Below are 16,486 nucleotides of genomic sequence, written 5' to 3'. Positions count from 1 at the left end.
GCGGCCGCGGGCCGCCAGCAGAGATAATAAGGACCCACGTGGCAGAAGTTTTCAGTATCCCCCTGCGTGTCTATATCGAGGACACCGACGCGGGTGGAATCGTGTATTACGTCAATTATCTGAAGTATATGGAGCGCGCGCGCACAGAATTCGTGCGTTCGCTCGGTTATGATAAGCCCGCCATGCCGCAGCAGGGGCTCCTGCTGGTGGTGCATTCGGCGGAAATCCAGTACCGGCGCTCGGCGCGGCTGGACGACGCATTGCGGGCAACGGCGGCGATTGGCAAACTTGGGCGCGCGGCAGTGACATTTGAACAAAAAATCTGGCGCGACGATGAAATTATCTGCGAGGGCGTGGTCAAAGTCGCCTGTGTCGCAGATGACAGCCGCAGACCCTGCGCGCTTCCCGAATCTATCTATAAAGCATTGAAGGCAGTGAACTAAGACATGAACGCCGGTGAACAACTTTCCCTGTGGGGGCTGATACAGAACGCCAGTCTGCTGGTGCAGTTGGTGATGTTGCTACTGCTGCTGGCCTCGGTGATTTCCTGGGTGATGATCATCCAGCGCGGCCTCTACCTGACCCGCGCCAAGAAAGGGCTGACCAACTTCGAGCGCCGCTTCTGGTCCGGGGCCGACCTGAACCAGCTGTTCCGCGAGGGCAATGTGCGTGCCGAGAAGGGCAAAGTCGACGGCGTCGAGTCCCTGTTCCGTGCCGGTTTCACCGAATTCACCCGCCTGCGTCAGCAGGGCCGCAGCAGCCCCGAGGCCGTCATGGAGGGCACCGAGCGGGCCATGCGCGTGGCTATGTCCCGTGAGCAGGAGAAAGTGGAGATGAACCTGCCATTCCTGGCATCGGTGGGTTCCGTAAGCCCCTATATCGGCCTGTTCGGTACCGTGTGGGGCATCATGAACTCTTTCCGCGGCCTGGCCACCATGCACCAGGCCACCATCGCCACGGTGGCGCCGGGTATCAGTGAGGCGCTGGTGGCCACCGCCATGGGGCTGTTTGCCGCCATCCCCGCGGTAATGGCCTACAACCGCTACTCTGCCAAGGCGGAATGGCTGCTGTCCAGCTATGAGACTTTCGCCGAAGAGTTCTCCTCGATCCTGCACCGCAAAGTGCACTCCAGCTAACGCGACCGGACGATTGTCATGAGTGTTTTTCGCAAGGGCGGCAAGCGCAAACTGGTGTCTGAAATCAACGTCGTACCCTATATCGACGTGATGCTGGTGCTGCTGATCGTCTTTATGGTCACGGCGCCACTGCTGATGCAGGGCGTCAAGGTTGACCTGCCCGACGCGCCCTCGGCGCCGATCGACGATACCGATGATGAGCCCCTGATTGTTTCCGTGCGCGCCGATGGTACCTATTACCTCAACCTGGGCGACGACGAGAAAGTTGCCAAGCCGATGGACGAGATCCGGGAAACTGTCGGCAAGGTTTTGCGTCAAAAGCCCAAGACGCCGGTACTGGTCTGGGGAGATACCGATGCCAAGTATGGCCTGATTGTCGGCGCCATGACCCAGCTGCAGGCCGCCGGTGCGCCGAGCGTGGGCCTGGTTACCGAGCCTCCGGCAGAGTAGGGGTGGCGTGAGCGAGCATTATGAATAACGCCAGCTCCTATATCTTGCCGGTGGTCGCCAGCCTGGCGTTCCACGGCCTGCTGATTGCCGTGCTGACGCTGGGCTGGGAGGCCTCGAACGAGCCCCAGAAGCGGCAGATGCCCAAGTTCGTGCAGGCCAAACTGGTTACCGTAGAGGCGACGGTCAAGCAGAAGAAGGCCCCGCCCAAGGTGGATATGCGCGAAAAGCGCCGCCAGCAGGAGCTGCAGCGCCAGCGCGAGGCGGAGGCCGAGCGCGAGCGCCGGGCCGCCCTGGAGCGCAAGAAGAAGCAGGAGGCCGAGAAAAAACGCAAGGCCGAGGCCGAGAAGAAGCGCAAGGCCGCTGAGGAAAAGGCCCGCAAGGAAAAAGAGCGCAAGGAGCGTGAGCGCAAGGAGCGGCTCGAGCAGGAGCGCAAGAGCGCGTTCGAGGAGGCGCTCGAAGAAGAAGAGGAGTTACTGGACGCGCGCGAGGACGCCCAGGCGGTGATGTCCGTGGCGCAGGCGATCCAGCAGCGGATCGAGTCCGTCTGGAGTCGTCCGCCCAGTGCCCGCAACGGCATGCTGACGGTGGTCAAGATCAACTTTGTCCCCACCGGCCGCGTCGTCGCGGCGAACATTGTAGAAGGTAGTGGTAATGCCGCGCTGGACCGCTCAGTGCTCACCGCCATTCGCCGGGTCGAGACTTTCCCGGAAGTGGCAGAGCTGGCCCGGGAGGAGCCGACGGTCTTTGAGCGCGAGGTACGAACAACCCTGTTGAATTTCCGAGTCGAAGATCTGCGCCAATGATAAAGAACCTATTCAAGCTCGTCGCCGTACTCGTCGTCGCCTCGCTCAGCCTGAGCGCCAGGGCACAGCTGGTGGTGGATATCACCAGCGGCATCGACGATCCCACACCCATCGCCGTGGCTCCCTTCAGTTTCTCCGGTACCGGGGTGCTGTCGGAGGATGTTTCCGACATCATTTCAGCCGACCTGCGCCGCAGCGGCCTGTTCGCCCCGGTCCCCAAGGAAGACATGCTGTCTTTCCCCAAGGCCCCGGACGAAGTTATTTTCAGGGATTGGCGAATCCTGGGAACTGAATACGTCGTTACCGGTCGTATAGAGCCCCAGGCAAGCGGCTACCTGCTGACCTTCGACCTGGTGAACATCTTCGGCCAACAGACTATGTTCACCAAGCAGGTCAGCGGCGGCAGTCGCCAGCTGCGGGATATTGCCCATCGCGCGGCAGACGAGATCTATGAGGCGATCACCGGTATCCGGGGCGCCTTCTCTACAGAGATGATCTACGTGCAGGAGGAACGGCGCGGTGGCCGGCCCAGCTATTCGCTGGTCAGGTCGGATATCGACGGCGCGCGCCCGAAAGTGATTCGTCGCTTCAGTGAGCCGGTGATGTCGCCGATGTGGTCACCGGATGGCCAGGAAGTGGCCTATGTATCGTTCGAAACCGGGCGGCCGGCGATTTTCCGTGAGAACCTGCGTACCGGTGCGCGCCAGCAGTTGACCAACTTCAAGGGGATCAACAGCTCGCCCACCTGGTCGCCGGACGGGAGCAAGCTGGCAATGGTGCTATCCAAGGACGGCAACCCGGAGATATACGTACTGGATCTGCGCAGTGGCAAGTTCACCCGCATGACCCGGCACTTCTCCATTGACACCGAGCCGAACTGGATGCCGGACGGTAAATCGCTGGTTTTCACCTCTGATAGGGGAGGTAAGCCACAAATTTACCAATTGACTCTTGCCACCGGTCAAGTAGACCGCTTAACCTTCGATGGCGACTACAACGCGAGGCCGCGGGTCTCTCCCGACGGTAAAACGCTGGTGATGGTCCATCGGAGCAGGGGGGTGTTCACTATTGCCACGATGGATATCGTCTCCGGCAGGATGCGGGTCCTCACGGAAACGCGTCTGGACGAGTCCCCCAGCATCGCGCCCAATGGTGCCATGCTGATGTACGCCACCAAGCGTGGGGACAAAGGTATTCTGGCTGCGGTTTCGCTGGATGCCGGGGTGAAGTACAGGCTGCCCTCTCGTAGCGGGGATGTACGTGAACCGGCCTGGTCGCCCTATTTCGACTGATTGGGACCTGCCCGATACGCTGTTTGTGACTGGCGTATCGGTCGCAGTTGTAAAAAATAGACAAAATCTGAACCTTGTGGATTTCTCGATAACACTTAAAAGCGGAGTTGCTTATGTTTAAATCAGTAAAAACTGGTCTTGGCCTGGCGTGTGTACTGGCCGTCATGGCTGGTTGTTCCAGCACCGACACCGACGACACTGCCCAGCAGCAGATGGTAGAACAGCCCACCGAGCCGGTTGTCGACACCGCGCCGGAGCCGGAAACTGCCGTGCCCCTGGACAACGTTGTCTACTTCGACTTTGACGAGTCCCTGCTGAAGCCGGAGACCCGCGAGCTGCTGATTGCCCACGCGGACCGCCTGCGTGGCAGCGCCCAGGCAGTACGCCTGGAAGGCCACGCCGACGAGCTGGGTACCCGCGAGTACAACCTGGCACTGGGCGAGCGTCGTGCCAACGCCGTTCGTGACTTCCTGGTGCTGCAGGGCGTAGACGCTGCCAGCCTGGAAGTGATCAGCTACGGTGAAGAGCGTCCGGCTCAGGCTGGCTCCAGCGAGAGCGCCCGTGCCATGAACCGTCGCGTTGTAATCGTTAAGTAATTGCCTGTAGCGATGAACTTATCGATTCGATTTTCTCCCAAGCCTTTGCTTGGGAGAGTCGCGCTAGCCGCAGCCACTATGGTTGCGGCTTCGCCCGTATTTTCGCAGGCGCCGATTGTCGAGCTGGGTAATGACAGCGGCAACGCGGCGCCCGCCTATGAGCAGGATTCCACCTACGCAGACGCGCGTACCGCGCGCGCGCCGGTTTCCGCTCGTCCCCGCGCCCAGGGTAATCCGCAGGCCGATGCCTACTACCAGATGCAGGTATTGCAGCAGGAAGTCTCCGAGCTGCGCGGCGCTGTGGAGGAGTTGCGCCACGAGGTAAAGCGTCTCAAGCAGCAGCGCACCGAGGACTATATGGACCTGGATCGGCGCATTGCACGCCTGTCTGGCGCCGCGCCGGCGGAGCAGCCTCCGGCAGCAGGCGATGACGCTAAGTCCGGTGGTGATGCCAGCCGCCCGGCGGATACCGGTAGTCCGGCCGCCAGTGACGATGAGCGGGAGCGCTACCAGTCCAGTTTCGGTCTCGCCCGTGAGGGTAAGTTCGACGCCGCCAGTGTCGAATTCGAGAAGCTGCTGGAGGATTACCCCAACGGCAAGTACGCCCCCAATGCCAACTACTGGCTGGGTGAAATCGCGTTGGTCCAGGGTAACCTGGAGAAGGCGCGGGAATGGTTTACCGCGCTGCTGGATGGTTACCCCGAGTCCAACAAGGTATGGGATGGCCGTTACAAGCTGGGTACGGTGTACCACCAGTTGGGTGATGACCAGCAGGCCAGGGAGTTGCTTGAGCAGGTTGCTGCCAGCGATGCCCGTGCTGCCAAGCTGGCGAAGAAGTACCTGCAAGAAAATCTCTGATAGCTCTTCCGGGCCGCCTGCAAGGCCGGGCCCGGGGGTTGTGGTCGCTGGTTTTTTGACCACAAAAGTTCTATGATTCCGCGCCCGGACGGTTCGCCGCCCGGGCGTTTCTTATTTCAGGGGTGGGTAAATGACAGCCTGCCGGTTGCTGGCAGCCCGCGGGTGGCCGGCTGGTCGAAAGACGAGAGTGTATGACTGATCTTTCCAACGAGTCACTGCGGATCAGTGAGATCTTTTACTCCCTGCAGGGCGAGGCCCGTGACGCGGGGTTGCCGACCGTATTCGTGCGGTTAACCGGCTGTCCGCTGCGCTGTACCTACTGTGATTCGGAATACGCCTTTTATGGCGGTGAGCGCATGAGCCTGGCAGAGATCCTGCAGCGGGTTCAGGACCATCCGGCGCGGCATGTGTGTGTCACCGGTGGTGAACCCCTGGCGCAGCCCAACTGCCTGCCCCTGCTGACTGCACTGTGTGATGCCGGCTACCGGGTCTCGCTGGAAACCAGCGGTGCGATGCCGGTAGAGGACGTGGACTCGCGAGTATCGCGGGTGGTGGACCTCAAGACACCCGCTTCCGGAGAGCAGCATCGAAACCGCATGGCCAATATCGATGTCCTCACCGGCAATGACCAGGTCAAGTTTGTCATCTGTGACCGGACGGATTACGACTGGGCAAAATTTACCCTGGACCAGTACCGTTTGCCGGAGCGGGTGGGAGAAGTGCTTTTCTCGCCGAGCTACGAGCAGTTGCCGGCGCGGCAGTTGGCGGAATGGATCCTGGAGGACGGCCTGCCGGTGCGCATGCAGGTACAGCTGCACAAGATCCTGTGGGGCGATATCCCGGGCGTCTGAGTTGTAGGCGGGGGCCAGTGTGCCGGGACTCCCGCGTGGAAGAGAGGAAGAGATGACAGCAAAGAAAGCGGTGGTTTTGCTATCCGGCGGCCTGGATTCTGCCACAGTGCTGGCCATGGCCCGCGAAGAGGGCTACGAATGTTATGCGCTGGGCTTTGACTATGGCCAGCGCCACCAGGCCGAGCTGCAGGCGGCGCAGCGTGTGGCCGCCGACCTGGGTGCCCGTGAACACAAGGTGGTGGCCCTGGACCTGAGGACGATCGGTGGTTCCGCGCTGACCGATGAGGGGATCGATGTGCCGGAGGAAGAGACCGGCGGTATTCCCGTGACCTATGTGCCGGCCCGTAATACCGTGTTCCTGTCGATCGCCCTGGGCTGGGCGGAGGTCCTGGGGGCGCAGGATATCTTTGTCGGCGTCAATGCGGTGGATTACTCGGGCTATCCCGATTGCCGGCCTGAATATATCGAGGCCTTCGAGAAAATGGCCAACCTGGCGACCCGGGCCGGTGTCGAGGGTCACAGGCTGCACATCCACGCGCCCCTGATGCAAATGACCAAGGCAGATATCGTCCGGGTCGGAACCGGGCTGGGGGTTGACTACAGTTTGACTGTATCCTGCTACCAGGCGCAGCCTGATGGCGGTGCCTGTGGCAAGTGTGACAGCTGTCGCCTGCGGGCCGCCGGGTTTGCGGAGGCGGGCCTGGACGACCCGACAGTCTACGCGAGCCACTGAGCGCTGATCCCCACTGGTGGCGTGGAGCGCGTAAGCTGTTCAATTCCCTACAATTTTTTTCTGTCGGGTCTTGTGTTTCGGAAATAGATCAGTAAGATACGCAGCTCCTCACATCGAGGCATCGCTCGGTAAGGGAAATTAAGGGTCGTTAGCTCAGTTGGTAGAGCAGTTGGCTTTTAACCAATTGGTCGCTGGTTCGAATCCAGCACGACCCACCATATTGCGAAGGGCCGCCGACAGGCGGCCCTTTTTTATTGCCCTTCGAGCACGCCATCCACGGCAGCCGGCGCGGCGATAAAGATTTGTTTTTTTGCAACAGATCAGTAAGATACGCACCACTTTCGGGGTCGTTAGCTCAGTTGGTAGAGCAGTTGGCTTTTAACCAATTGGTCGCTGGTTCGAATCCAGCACGACCCACCATACAAAAGCGGCACCCCGACGGGGTGCCGCGTTGTTGGTTCTGCTGGATGAGAACTCCGGTTCGACTGGCGCGCGCGAAGGGGCGCCAGCAACGAGGAGCGCAGCGACGAAGCCCGCAAGGCGGGCCGTTAAGGCCTTTGAGGCCGCAACGGTTAATCCAGCACGACCCACCATCTTGACAGGGGGCTGCCGCACGGCGGCCCTTTGTGTATCTGCCCCCCCTTGCCCCGGCCGGGCTGGACGCGGCGCAGGATACGTTAAAATGGACTTGCGCGGTCGGAAGGCCCGGTCGCGGACCGCTATAATGCGCGGTTTATCGCCGCTCGAAGGTGTCTATGAGTCAGAAACCCCTCTCCACCCAGACTATCGATTCCCGTTCCGTGGTGCAGGCGCACCTGGCCGAACCGGCTGTGCACCAGTACAGCGAGGAGGAGCTGGAGTTGTGGCGCGAGCGCATCAAGCGCCTGCTGAAGGAGCAGAATGCCGTGCTGGTGGCGCATTACTACACTGATCCGCTGATCCAGGCCCTGGCGGAAGAGACCGGTGGCTGTGTCTCCGATTCACTGGAAATGGCCCGGTTCGGCGCCGAGCACCAGGCGGATACGCTGATCGTCGCCGGGGTAAAGTTCATGGGGGAAACGGCCAAGATCCTCACGCCCAACAAGCGGGTGCTGATGCCGACCCTGGAGGCCACCTGCTCGCTCGACCTGGGCTGCCCGCCAGAAGAATTCTCCGCATTCTGTGATGCCCACCCCGACCGGACCGTGGTGGTCTATGCCAATACCTCCGCTGCCGTGAAGGCCCGCGCGGACTGGGTGGTGACTTCCAGTATCGCCCTGGATGTGGTCGAGCACCTGGACGAGCAGGGCGAGAAGATCCTGTGGGCCCCGGACAAGCACCTGGGCAGTTACGTCCAGCGCGAGACCGGTGCCGATGTCCTGTTGTGGAATGGCTCCTGTATCGTGCACGAGGAGTTCAAGGCCAAGGGTGTGGCCGACCTGAAAGCACTGTACCCCGACGCGGTAGTGCTGGTGCACCCGGAATCACCCGCGGCAGTGGTGGAGCTGGCAGATGTGGTGGGCTCCACCTCACAGATCATCAACGCGGCCAGGACCCGCCCCGAGAAGCGTTTTATCGTCGCCACCGACCAGGGCATTTTCTACAAGATGCAGAAAGAGTGCCCGGGCAAGGAGCTGATCGTGGCTCCCACTGCGGGTGCTGGCGCCACCTGCCGCAGCTGCGCCAATTGCCCGTGGATGGCGATGAATTCGCTGGAAAACCTGTGCGGGGTGCTGGAGCGTGGCGATAACGAGATCCTGGTGGATCCCGAGCTGGGCAAGCGCGCGATGAAACCCCTGCAGCGCATGCTGGATTTCCGCAAACCCCTCGACTGAGCCCGTCTCCTGGCACGGGGCAATCCCGTGCCTTATCTGGCCCCGGCCTGTGCCCCCTGTAATCGATGGACTCCGATAGGTGCCTGCCTGTGCCACATCAGCGCAGGGGATGAAGATGCGCGGATACAATGCGGGGCGCACACAAGGTGCGCCCCTACGGGATCTGGGGCCGGGTGGGGCGATAAAACAAGTCTGACAGGGGCGCACCTTGTGTGCGCCCGGAAGGTCTATCTGCGCCGCGCGCCCTGCCGAAGCAGCGGAGAGAGGCGGGCCCTAGAGTTCCTTGGCTTTCTGCTGCATGCCCACCACATCCTTGAAGCGCTGCTCCAGGATCGCGTGGGTCTGGTAGTTGTTCTTGGCCAGGCGCATGCCGTGGCGGAGGTGCTGCAGTGCCTTGTCGAAAACGCCATTGAGGATGTAGTACTCGGCGCGCGCCTCGTGCACGCCGACGATATCCCCGGCAAGGCCGTGGGTTTCCGCCAGCAGGTACCAGACTGACGGGTCCTTCTTGCGGGTGCGGCTGTGCTTCTCGAGGATCCGCTCGGCCGCCAGGTAGTTGCCGGCCTTGAAGTGTGCGTTGGCCAGGCCCATGGTCAGGGCGTGGTCACCGGGGTTGCGCCGCAGGGCGCTCTCCAGTCGGCGGGTGGCACTATCGTAGGCCTGGCGGGCCATATCGATATCGGCCCGGGCGAGAACGAACGCCGCCTTGTCCGGCTCCCGGTCCAGCAGCGGTTGCAGGGTCTCGAGGGCGTTGTCCGGCTTGCCTGCGGCAGTCTGGGCCAGTGCCAGGCCGTAGCGTGCGGCGTCCTCGTTGTCGTTGATACCGCGCAGTTCCGCCTGGAAGCGCTTCACCGCCTGTTGCGGTGTGGGCTCGGCGGCCACGCGGATGCGGGCGCGCATCAGGTGGTATTCGCGGCTGTCACCGCTGCGCACATCCGGCATGCGACTGGCGCGCAACTTGGCGTCGGCGATCCGCTTTTCCGTGACCGGGTGGGTGAGCAGGAATTCGGGTGGGCGGCGGTAGTAACGGGTGGCCTTGAGCATCTGCTCGAACATTTCCCCGGCCGCTTCGGGGTCCATACCCGCCTTGGCCAGGGTCTCGATGCCCACACGGTCCGCTTCCTGTTCATTCTGGCGTGAGAAGCGCAGCTGGCTGTCCAGTGCGGCCGCCTGGGTGGCGGTCATGGCGGCCAGGCCGGCATCGCCACCGGCGGTGGCTGCGAGTACCAGCGCGCCCAGCATTCCAGCGAGGGTGGGCAGGGTACTGTTGCGCTTGGCCTCGAGTGTACGGGCATAGTGGCGCTGGCTCAGGTGGGCAAGCTCGTGCGCCAGCACCGAGGCGAACTGGTCTTCGTTTTCTGCGAACAGGAACAGGCCGGTATGCACGCCGACCACGCCGCCCGGAACTGCAAAGGCATTCATGGTCTCGTTTCTGACTACTACCACGTCCAGCGACTTGTCTTCCAGGGGGGCATGCTCTGCCAGGCCTTGCAGCGTATTTTCCACATACTGCTGCAGGAGTGCGTCATTGGAGGTGCGGACCTGGCTGCGGAACATGCGCAGCCACATTTGCCCGAGCTCCTTCTCCCGCCCCCGTGATACCACCCCGCTGCTGGCATCGCCCAGCTGGGGCAGGCGGATCTGGTCGTCCTGTGCGGTGGCGGCCAGCGGCGCGCTACCCAGCAAGAGACCCAGGCCCAGCGGTGCCGCCAGGGCGCACAGGCGCTGCCACAGCGAGCGCGGCCTGGCCCGGTGTTGGCATGGCGGTCGGGATCGATACTGGGGGAGGGAGAACTCGGTCATGGATGAATACTGCCCGCTTGATTGCGCCTCATACTGGTCCAACTCTATACGTAACTTGGTTGAACTGTCGAGGTTTTGACCAGTCAGACGACGAATGGTTCTCGTTTCCACTATAAATGACCGATGGGTTATTCACAGACTGCAGGGTCCAGCGTCCGGCGGGGGTGATCGCGCACGGATTTCGGCAGCTAAACCGCGTTATACTGCGCCCCGCTGAAATTGGTGGCCAGAGAGCAGATGAACACAGACCGCGCGCGGGACAATGCCCTGCAGGGCGAGCCGGCAGTGACCGTGGATGCCCGCGGTCTGCCGTGTCCGCAGCCCTTGCTGGCCATGCGCCGGGCCCTGCGGGAGCAGCCGGCGGGCACGCTGTTGTGCGTGCTGGCGACAGATCCCGGCTCCTGGCGCGATTTCCACAGTTTTGCCGAGCTGAGCGGTCGCCCTCTCCTGAAAGCCGAGCGCGGGCATGGGGAGTTCCATTACTGGCTGCGGGCCGGTGCGCTGGGCCACGGGGAGCCGAACGCTGACTGAAGAGATTCTATGCTGACCATCGTACGCAATTGGGTAAACCGCTATTTCAGCCAGGAGGAAGTGGTCCTGCTGGTTTTGCTGCTCCTGGGCGCCCTGGTCCTGCTGGCGACCCTGGGCCAGGTGCTGGCACCGGTGCTGGCGGCGCTGATCATCGCTTTCCTGATGCAGGGCATGGTGCAGCGTCTCAAGTCGTGGGGCGCACCCCACTGGGCGGCGGTGACTACCGCCTGTACGGTGCTGGTGGGAATCATCGCGGCGCTGGGGTTTATCGTCCTGCCGATTATCTGGCGCCAGCTGGTGCGCCTGTTTGCCGAGCTGCCCAATATGGTGGAGCAGGGACAGCAGCTATTGCTGCTGTTGCCGGAGCGTTTTCCCACCCTGGTATCTGCAGCGCAGATCCAGGAGGTCTTCAATACGCTTGGCAGTGAGCTGGGCACCCTTGGCCAGACCCTGCTGACCTTCTCCATCGCCAACCTGCCGATTCTTGCCGGTATCCTGATCTACGCGGTGGTGGTGCCGATCCTGGTGTTCTTTTTCCTCAAGGACTCCGATCGGCTGGTCAACTGGTGCGCCTCATTCCTGCCCAGTCGCCGGCCGATGTTGCGCCAGATCTGGTACGAGATGAATGAGCAGGTGGCCAACTATGTCCGCGGCAAGGTGATCGAGATCGGTATTGTTGCCGTGGTCAGCTATATCGCCTTCCTGATCCTGGGGGTCAACTATGCGCTGTTGCTGGCAGTGGCCGTGGGCCTGAGTGTACTGATCCCATACATCGGTGCCGCAGTGGTCACCATCCCGGTGGCGGCGATCGGCCTGTTCCAGTGGGGGCTCAGTAGCGAGTTCCTCTACCTCATGCTGGCTTACGGCATTATCCAGTTACTGGATGGCAACGTGCTGGTGCCCCTGCTTTTTTCCGAGGCGGTCAACCTGCACCCGGTGGCCATTATCATGGCGGTGCTGGTATTCGGTGGTATCTGGGGTTTCTGGGGTGTTTTCTTTGCCATCCCGCTCGCGACCCTGGCCAAGGCGATTATGAATGCCTGGCCCACTTCGGAACACCAGGCCGAGTGGCAGGCGAGGGAAGAGGCTGAAGAGGAAGAGACTGCCGACACCACGAATTAACCCTATGTTTAGCAGGGAGTTACGGGCCGGTTCGCTCTCTATCATTCAAATCAGGAAGAAGGTCCCGCGCACAGGGGAGCTGTGCGCGGCGCGGACTTTTGTTAGAATCCCGCGCTTTATTTTTGCCCACCCGCACAGGTAATAGGAAAGATCCATGAGCCTTGCTGATAAAGTACTGGCGGTCAATGATGATCTGCCGATCCGCACCGACAAACCCATCCACAGCGGCAAGGTCCGCTCGGTTTACTGGCTGACTGAAGAGGACAGCCGCCGCCTGATCGAGGAGAAAGGCTACCCGGTAGCCCCGGATGCTCCGCTGGCGGTCATGGTGATCTCCGACCGTATCTCCGCCTTCGACTGCATCTGGAAAGGAGAGGGTGGCATGCGCGGTGTGCCGGGCAAGGGTGCGGCGCTGAACGCGATTTCCAACCACTGGTTCCGGTTGTTCCGCGAGAACGGCCTGGCAGACAGCCATATCCTGGATATCCCGCATCCGCTGGTGTGGATCGTGCAAAAGGCGCGCCCGGTCATGATCGAGGCCATCGCCCGGCAGTACATCACCGGTTCCATGTGGCGTGCCTACGCCAAGGGCGAGCGTGAGTTCTGTGGTATCGAAATTCCGGATGGCCTGCAGAAGGACCAGAAACTGCCGGAGCTGTTGATCACCCCGTCCACCAAGGGCGTGCTCAAGGGCATTCCGGGGGTACCGGAAGCGGACGATGTGAACATCACCCGCAAGAATATCGAGGACAATGTCGAGGCATTCAATTTCCGCAGCGAAGAGGATATCGACCTCTACGAGAAACTGCTGAAAGAAGGCTTTGACATGATCTCTGCCGAGCTGGCCAAGCTCGACCAGATCTTTGTCGACACCAAGTTCGAGTTCGGTTACGTGACCGATGCCGACGGCAAGGAAAAACTGATCTACATGGACGAGGTGGGCACGCCCGATTCCTCGCGCATCTGGGACGGTGAGCAGTATCGCCAGGGCAAGATCGTCGAGAACTCCAAGGAGGGCTTCCGCCAGGCCCTGCTGGATTACTTCCCGGACCCGGATATCCTGCTGAACAAGGAGCGCATGGACGAGCGCCAGGCGCTGGCTCGTGACAACGAGCTGCCGGAGTCCATGCTGATGGATGTGTCTGCCACCTACGTGGGAATTGCCGAGAAAATCATCGGCAAGAAGCTGGAGCTGTCCGACAATCCGCGGGCGGAGCTGATCGATATCCTCCGCGACCAGTACGGCCTGGTCGACTGAGCCGAAAGGATCCTGGCAGTAAAAAACCGGCGCTTGCGCCGGTTTTTTTATGGCGGGAATCACGTAACTTGCCGCCTGCCACAATTCGCCATAATTCTCCCCCTCTCCGCCATATGGCGGCCCCCTGATTGCCCGGTTGCCCCGTTGTAATGACCTCCATAGAGAAAATGAAATGGAGGGATGGCCGTGGACAGGACAATTTTTTCCGGACAGCGGATACCGCGCGAACTGGTGGTGTTGCCCACAGAGGAGTATTACCGGCGCCGCTACCGCAGTGACCGGCGTGGCCGCTGGCTGCTGTTACTGGTTACCGCCCTGGCGGTGGTGGTGGGCGCAGCTGGGAGTAGGGCGAATGTGCCCGGGGACACAGTCACCCGGGAGGTGTCCCTGGAGCAGGCCGGCAGTGGCGACCTGCTGTTCAAGGCCACCGGGCAGGGTAGATACCAGCCCGCACTGCACCTGAACAGCCGCGCAGAGTTGCGGGTGCGCGGCCTGCTGGCGGAGGTGGAGCTGGAACAGGTGTTCGAGAACGCCACAGGCCGCTGGCAGGAGGCGGTTTATGTTTTCCCGCTGCCACCGCAGGCAGCTGTCAACGGACTGGAAATCCGTGTGGGCGAGCGCCGGATTGTGGGCAGGGTCAGGGAGCGCCAGCAGGCGGAGCGAATCTACCGGGAGGCCCGGGCGGCGGGAAAGCGGGCGGCGCTGCTGGAGCAGCAGCGCCCGAACCTGTTTACCAACCGGGTGGCCAATATTGCTCCCGGGGAAAAAGTCCGTGTGAGCGTGCGGTTCCTGATGCCGGTGGGTTTCGACAGTGGCAGCTTCAGCCTGCGGCTGCCCACGACCCTGACGCCGCGTTATATTCCGGGCCGGGCCGATGCCCCGGACGAGGCAGTGAAGGAGTTGCAGCTGGATGGCAATGGCTGGGCGCTGCCCACCGACCAGGTGCCGGATGCGCACAAGATCAGCCCATTTATGCAGCCGGCGGCAGAACTGACGGACAGCGGCAGTCATCGAATCGCCATCGAGATGGATCTGGAGGCTGGCCTGCCCCTGGCGGATATCCACGGCCCCTACCACGATATCGATTTTAAGCAGGTTGGCGGTGGCGCCTATTCCGTATCGCTGCGCGGCGGGGATGCGGTGATGGACCGGGATTTTGTGTTGCGCTGGCGCCCGCGCCAGTCGGCCCTGCCCCGGGCCGCACTTTTTACCGGTGTGGTCGCGGATGACGCCGGCGCGCCGGAGGAAGGTGCGGTCGGCGAGGGCGGCGCGGACCGTGCGGGCACTTACCTGCAATTGCTGTTGTTGCCGCCGGACCTGTCCGGTAAAACCCGTCGGCTGCCCCGGGAAGTGGTTTACGTAATCGATACTTCCGGCTCCATGGGTGGCTCTTCCATTCGCCAGGCGCGCGATAGCCTGTTGCTGGCGCTGTCCCGCCTGCAGCCCGGGGACCGCTTCAATATCATCGAATTCAACAGCATCACCCGCCCGGTGTTCCCCCGGCCGGTAGCTGCCACTACCGATAACCTGCGCCTGGCGCGGTCACAGGTGGAAGCATTGCAGGCACGTGGCGGCACGGAAATGGCGCCGGCCCTGCGCAAGGCGTTCGGCCAGCAGCTGCCCGGGGACGAGACCCTCGTGCGGCAGGTGGTTTTTATTACCGACGGCGCGGTGGGCAATGAGGCTGCCCTGGTCGAGCTGGTGCGCCAATCGCTGGGGGATGCCCGCCTGTTTACCGTCGGTATCGGCTCGGCCCCCAACAGTTATTTCATGCGCAAGGCGGCGCAGATTGGCCGGGGGGCGTCGATCACCATCGGGGATATCGGTGAGGTCAGCGCACGGATGCAGTCGCTGTTCGCCAAGTTGGAGAATCCGCTGGTTACCGACCTGCAGGTTACCTGGCCGCAAGGCCTGCACGTGGATGCCTATCCCAAGAAGATGCCCGACCTGTACCGGGGCGAGCCGCTGCGGCTGGTGGCCCGGGTGCGGGGATCGGCCCTGCGGGGCAAGCTGATGGTGAGCGGCCGCCTCGCGGGCCGGCAGTTCCATCGTGAGTTGGCGCTTACCCCCGGCAGGGATGCGGAAGGGCTGGGCAGCCTCTGGGCGCGCAGCCGGATCGAGGCGCTGCGGGACCGACAGCGCGCCGTGGGGAAAAGCAGCGCTGCAGGGAAGACGCTGCGCAGTGAAATCCTAGAGCTGGCGCTGGCGTTCCAGTTGGTCAGTCCTTACACCAGTTTCGTCGCGGTCGAGGAGGCGCCCGTGCGCCCGGAAGGTGAGGAGCTGGCCGAGAGCCCAGTGCCCAATGCCGTGGCGCGCGGGCAGGTGCTGCAGCGCCAGAGCTATCCACCCACGGCTACCGGGGTCTATGCCCAGCTGCTGGCGGCACTGGGTCTGCTCGGCCTGGGCGCCGGCCTGGGATGGGGGGGCCGGCCGCGGAGCAGTACCTGGCGGCGTTCGCGCGCCGCGACTGGCCGGTGGTTGCGGCGCTGGTTGCGCCGGCGCCTGCCCGACCCGCGGCGCGCGCGGCTGTCACTGGAGCGGCAGTTGGTGAGGGCCGGCTGATGCTGCGGGCCCTGCTGGTGATGTCGTTACTGCTTGCCGGTGCCTGGCAGCTGGGGGACGCCGCCTGGCTGCTGGCCAAGGCCCGGCTGGCCCACCACCTGATCGACGATGCCTGGGAGGAGCAGCTGCGGCAGGGTGAGCCCGTCCGGCCCTGGCCCTGGGCGGATACCTGGCCGGTGGCGCGCCTGCGCCTGGGCGAGGCGCGTGCCCTGCCGGTAATGGCGGGAAGCAGCGGCCAGGCACTGGCTTTCGGTCCCGGGCTGGTGGAGGGCTCCGGGGAGCCGGGCGATCCCGGGCGCACCACGGTCATAGCGGCGCACCGGGATACCCATTTCCGGTCCCTGCAGTCGCTGCGGGCCGGCACCGGGGTGTCCCTGCAGGGCCGGCACGGACGCTGGCACCGCTACCGGGTTACTGAAACCCGGGTGGTGGACAGTCGGCGGGAGCTGATGCCGGTTTTCGCGGGCCCCGGCCTGTTGCTGGTAACCTGTTACCCGTTCAATGCGCTGGCCGCCGGCGGGCCGCTGCGTTTCGTGGTCTATGCGGAATATCTCGGCGCCGGCAGGGCGCCGGAGGTGTGACTCAAATGACAAGTTTGGACTGCATTTTGTAATTGATTTCCGCTTTTTTGCCGCAATATCCTCCGCTAATGCGCCAATTTAGAGCAGAATTGTTTT

16 protein-coding genes and 2 tRNA genes are annotated in these 16,486 nt (G+C 62.7%); 17 read left to right on the top strand and 1 reads right to left on the bottom strand.

Translation table 11 applies throughout. The features are described 5' to 3' along the window. Positions 1–38: 38 nt before the first annotated feature. From ybgC to nadA, 12 genes are all read left to right on the top strand, one after another. Positions 39–443, top strand: coding sequence for a tol-pal system-associated acyl-CoA thioesterase (ybgC, locus tag LVD10_RS10375; RefSeq protein ID WP_232941104.1), 405 nt, complete (start codon positions 39–41; stop codon positions 441–443). Positions 444–446: 3 nt separating this feature from the next. After that, on the top strand, positions 447–1,136 hold the full coding sequence (gene tolQ, locus LVD10_RS10370; protein ID WP_232941106.1) for a protein TolQ: 690 nt from the start codon (positions 447–449) through the stop codon (positions 1,134–1,136). Positions 1,137–1,154: 18 nt separating this feature from the next. After that, positions 1,155–1,586, top strand: a complete 432-nt coding sequence (gene tolR / locus LVD10_RS10365; RefSeq protein WP_232941107.1) for a protein TolR — start codon at positions 1,155–1,157, stop codon at positions 1,584–1,586. Between the two features lie 20 nt (positions 1,587–1,606). Beyond that, positions 1,607–2,389 (top strand): cell envelope integrity protein TolA, encoded by a 783-nt coding sequence (gene tolA / locus LVD10_RS10360; RefSeq protein WP_232941109.1) that lies wholly within the window; start codon positions 1,607–1,609, stop codon positions 2,387–2,389. Next, positions 2,386–3,681, top strand: coding sequence for a Tol-Pal system beta propeller repeat protein TolB (gene tolB / locus LVD10_RS10355; protein ID WP_232941110.1), 1,296 nt, complete (start codon positions 2,386–2,388; stop codon positions 3,679–3,681). The genes tolA and tolB overlap by 4 nt, the downstream gene beginning before the upstream one ends. Positions 3,682–3,794: 113 nt before the next feature. After that, positions 3,795–4,277, top strand: coding sequence for an OmpA family protein (locus tag LVD10_RS10350; RefSeq protein ID WP_232941111.1), 483 nt, complete (start codon positions 3,795–3,797; stop codon positions 4,275–4,277). Between the two features lie 78 nt (positions 4,278–4,355). Next, positions 4,356–5,135, top strand: coding sequence for a YbgF trimerization domain-containing protein (locus tag LVD10_RS10345; RefSeq protein ID WP_232941113.1), 780 nt, complete (start codon positions 4,356–4,358; stop codon positions 5,133–5,135). Positions 5,136–5,326: 191 nt separating this feature from the next. Next, the gene (queE, locus tag LVD10_RS10340) at positions 5,327–5,986 is read left to right on the top strand and encodes a 7-carboxy-7-deazaguanine synthase QueE (RefSeq protein ID WP_232941115.1); all 660 of its coding nucleotides are present in this window, start codon (positions 5,327–5,329) and stop codon (positions 5,984–5,986) included. Positions 5,987–6,038: 52 nt separating this feature from the next. Next, on the top strand, positions 6,039–6,719 hold the full coding sequence (gene queC / locus LVD10_RS10335; RefSeq protein WP_232941117.1) for a 7-cyano-7-deazaguanine synthase QueC: 681 nt from the start codon (positions 6,039–6,041) through the stop codon (positions 6,717–6,719). A 142-nt stretch (positions 6,720–6,861) separates the two neighbouring features. Continuing rightward, a tRNA-Lys gene (locus LVD10_RS10330) sits at positions 6,862–6,937 on the top strand. Positions 6,938–7,063: 126 nt separating this feature from the next. Then, a tRNA-Lys gene (locus tag LVD10_RS10325) sits at positions 7,064–7,139 on the top strand. A 335-nt stretch (positions 7,140–7,474) separates the two neighbouring features. After that, on the top strand, positions 7,475–8,533 hold the full coding sequence (gene nadA, locus LVD10_RS10320) for a quinolinate synthase NadA (RefSeq protein WP_232941118.1): 1,059 nt from the start codon (positions 7,475–7,477) through the stop codon (positions 8,531–8,533). A gap of 273 nt (positions 8,534–8,806) precedes the next feature. On the opposite strand, the gene LVD10_RS10315 is transcribed toward nadA, so the two are convergent. Then, a complete protein-coding gene (locus tag LVD10_RS10315) occupies positions 8,807–10,336 on the bottom strand; it encodes a M48 family metalloprotease (RefSeq protein ID WP_237063550.1) in 1,530 nt (509 codons plus the stop codon). A 237-nt stretch (positions 10,337–10,573) separates the two neighbouring features. Here LVD10_RS10315 and LVD10_RS10310 point away from each other — a divergent pair, with 237 nt between their 5' ends. From LVD10_RS10310 to LVD10_RS10290, 5 genes are all read left to right on the top strand, one after another. Then, positions 10,574–10,867: a sulfurtransferase TusA family protein gene (locus LVD10_RS10310; protein WP_237063548.1), complete on the top strand. Its 294-nt coding sequence runs from the start codon at positions 10,574–10,576 to the stop codon at positions 10,865–10,867. A 9-nt stretch (positions 10,868–10,876) separates the two neighbouring features. Continuing rightward, positions 10,877–11,989 (top strand): AI-2E family transporter, encoded by a 1,113-nt coding sequence (locus LVD10_RS10305; RefSeq protein ID WP_232941122.1) that lies wholly within the window; start codon positions 10,877–10,879, stop codon positions 11,987–11,989. Positions 11,990–12,143: 154 nt separating this feature from the next. Beyond that, positions 12,144–13,247 carry a phosphoribosylaminoimidazolesuccinocarboxamide synthase gene (locus tag LVD10_RS10300; protein WP_232941123.1) on the top strand — a complete coding sequence of 368 codons (1,104 nt, stop codon included), beginning with the start codon at positions 12,144–12,146 and terminating at the stop codon, positions 13,245–13,247. A 186-nt stretch (positions 13,248–13,433) separates the two neighbouring features. Next, positions 13,434–15,809 carry a marine proteobacterial sortase target protein gene (locus LVD10_RS10295; protein WP_237063546.1) on the top strand — a complete coding sequence of 792 codons (2,376 nt, stop codon included), beginning with the start codon at positions 13,434–13,436 and terminating at the stop codon, positions 15,807–15,809. Beyond that, complete coding sequence (locus LVD10_RS10290) at positions 15,809–16,390, top strand: class GN sortase (protein WP_232941125.1); 582 nt, start codon at positions 15,809–15,811, stop codon at positions 16,388–16,390. The genes LVD10_RS10295 and LVD10_RS10290 overlap by 1 nt, the downstream gene beginning before the upstream one ends. Positions 16,391–16,486 lie beyond the last annotated feature (96 nt).

The sequence above is a fragment of the Microbulbifer zhoushanensis genome (assembly GCF_021729055.1).
GTDB classification, from domain to species: Bacteria; Pseudomonadota; Gammaproteobacteria; order Pseudomonadales; family Cellvibrionaceae; genus Microbulbifer; species Microbulbifer zhoushanensis.
Note: the sequence above shows the minus strand (reverse complement) of the source record. Positions and strands in the feature narration are given on the sequence as shown.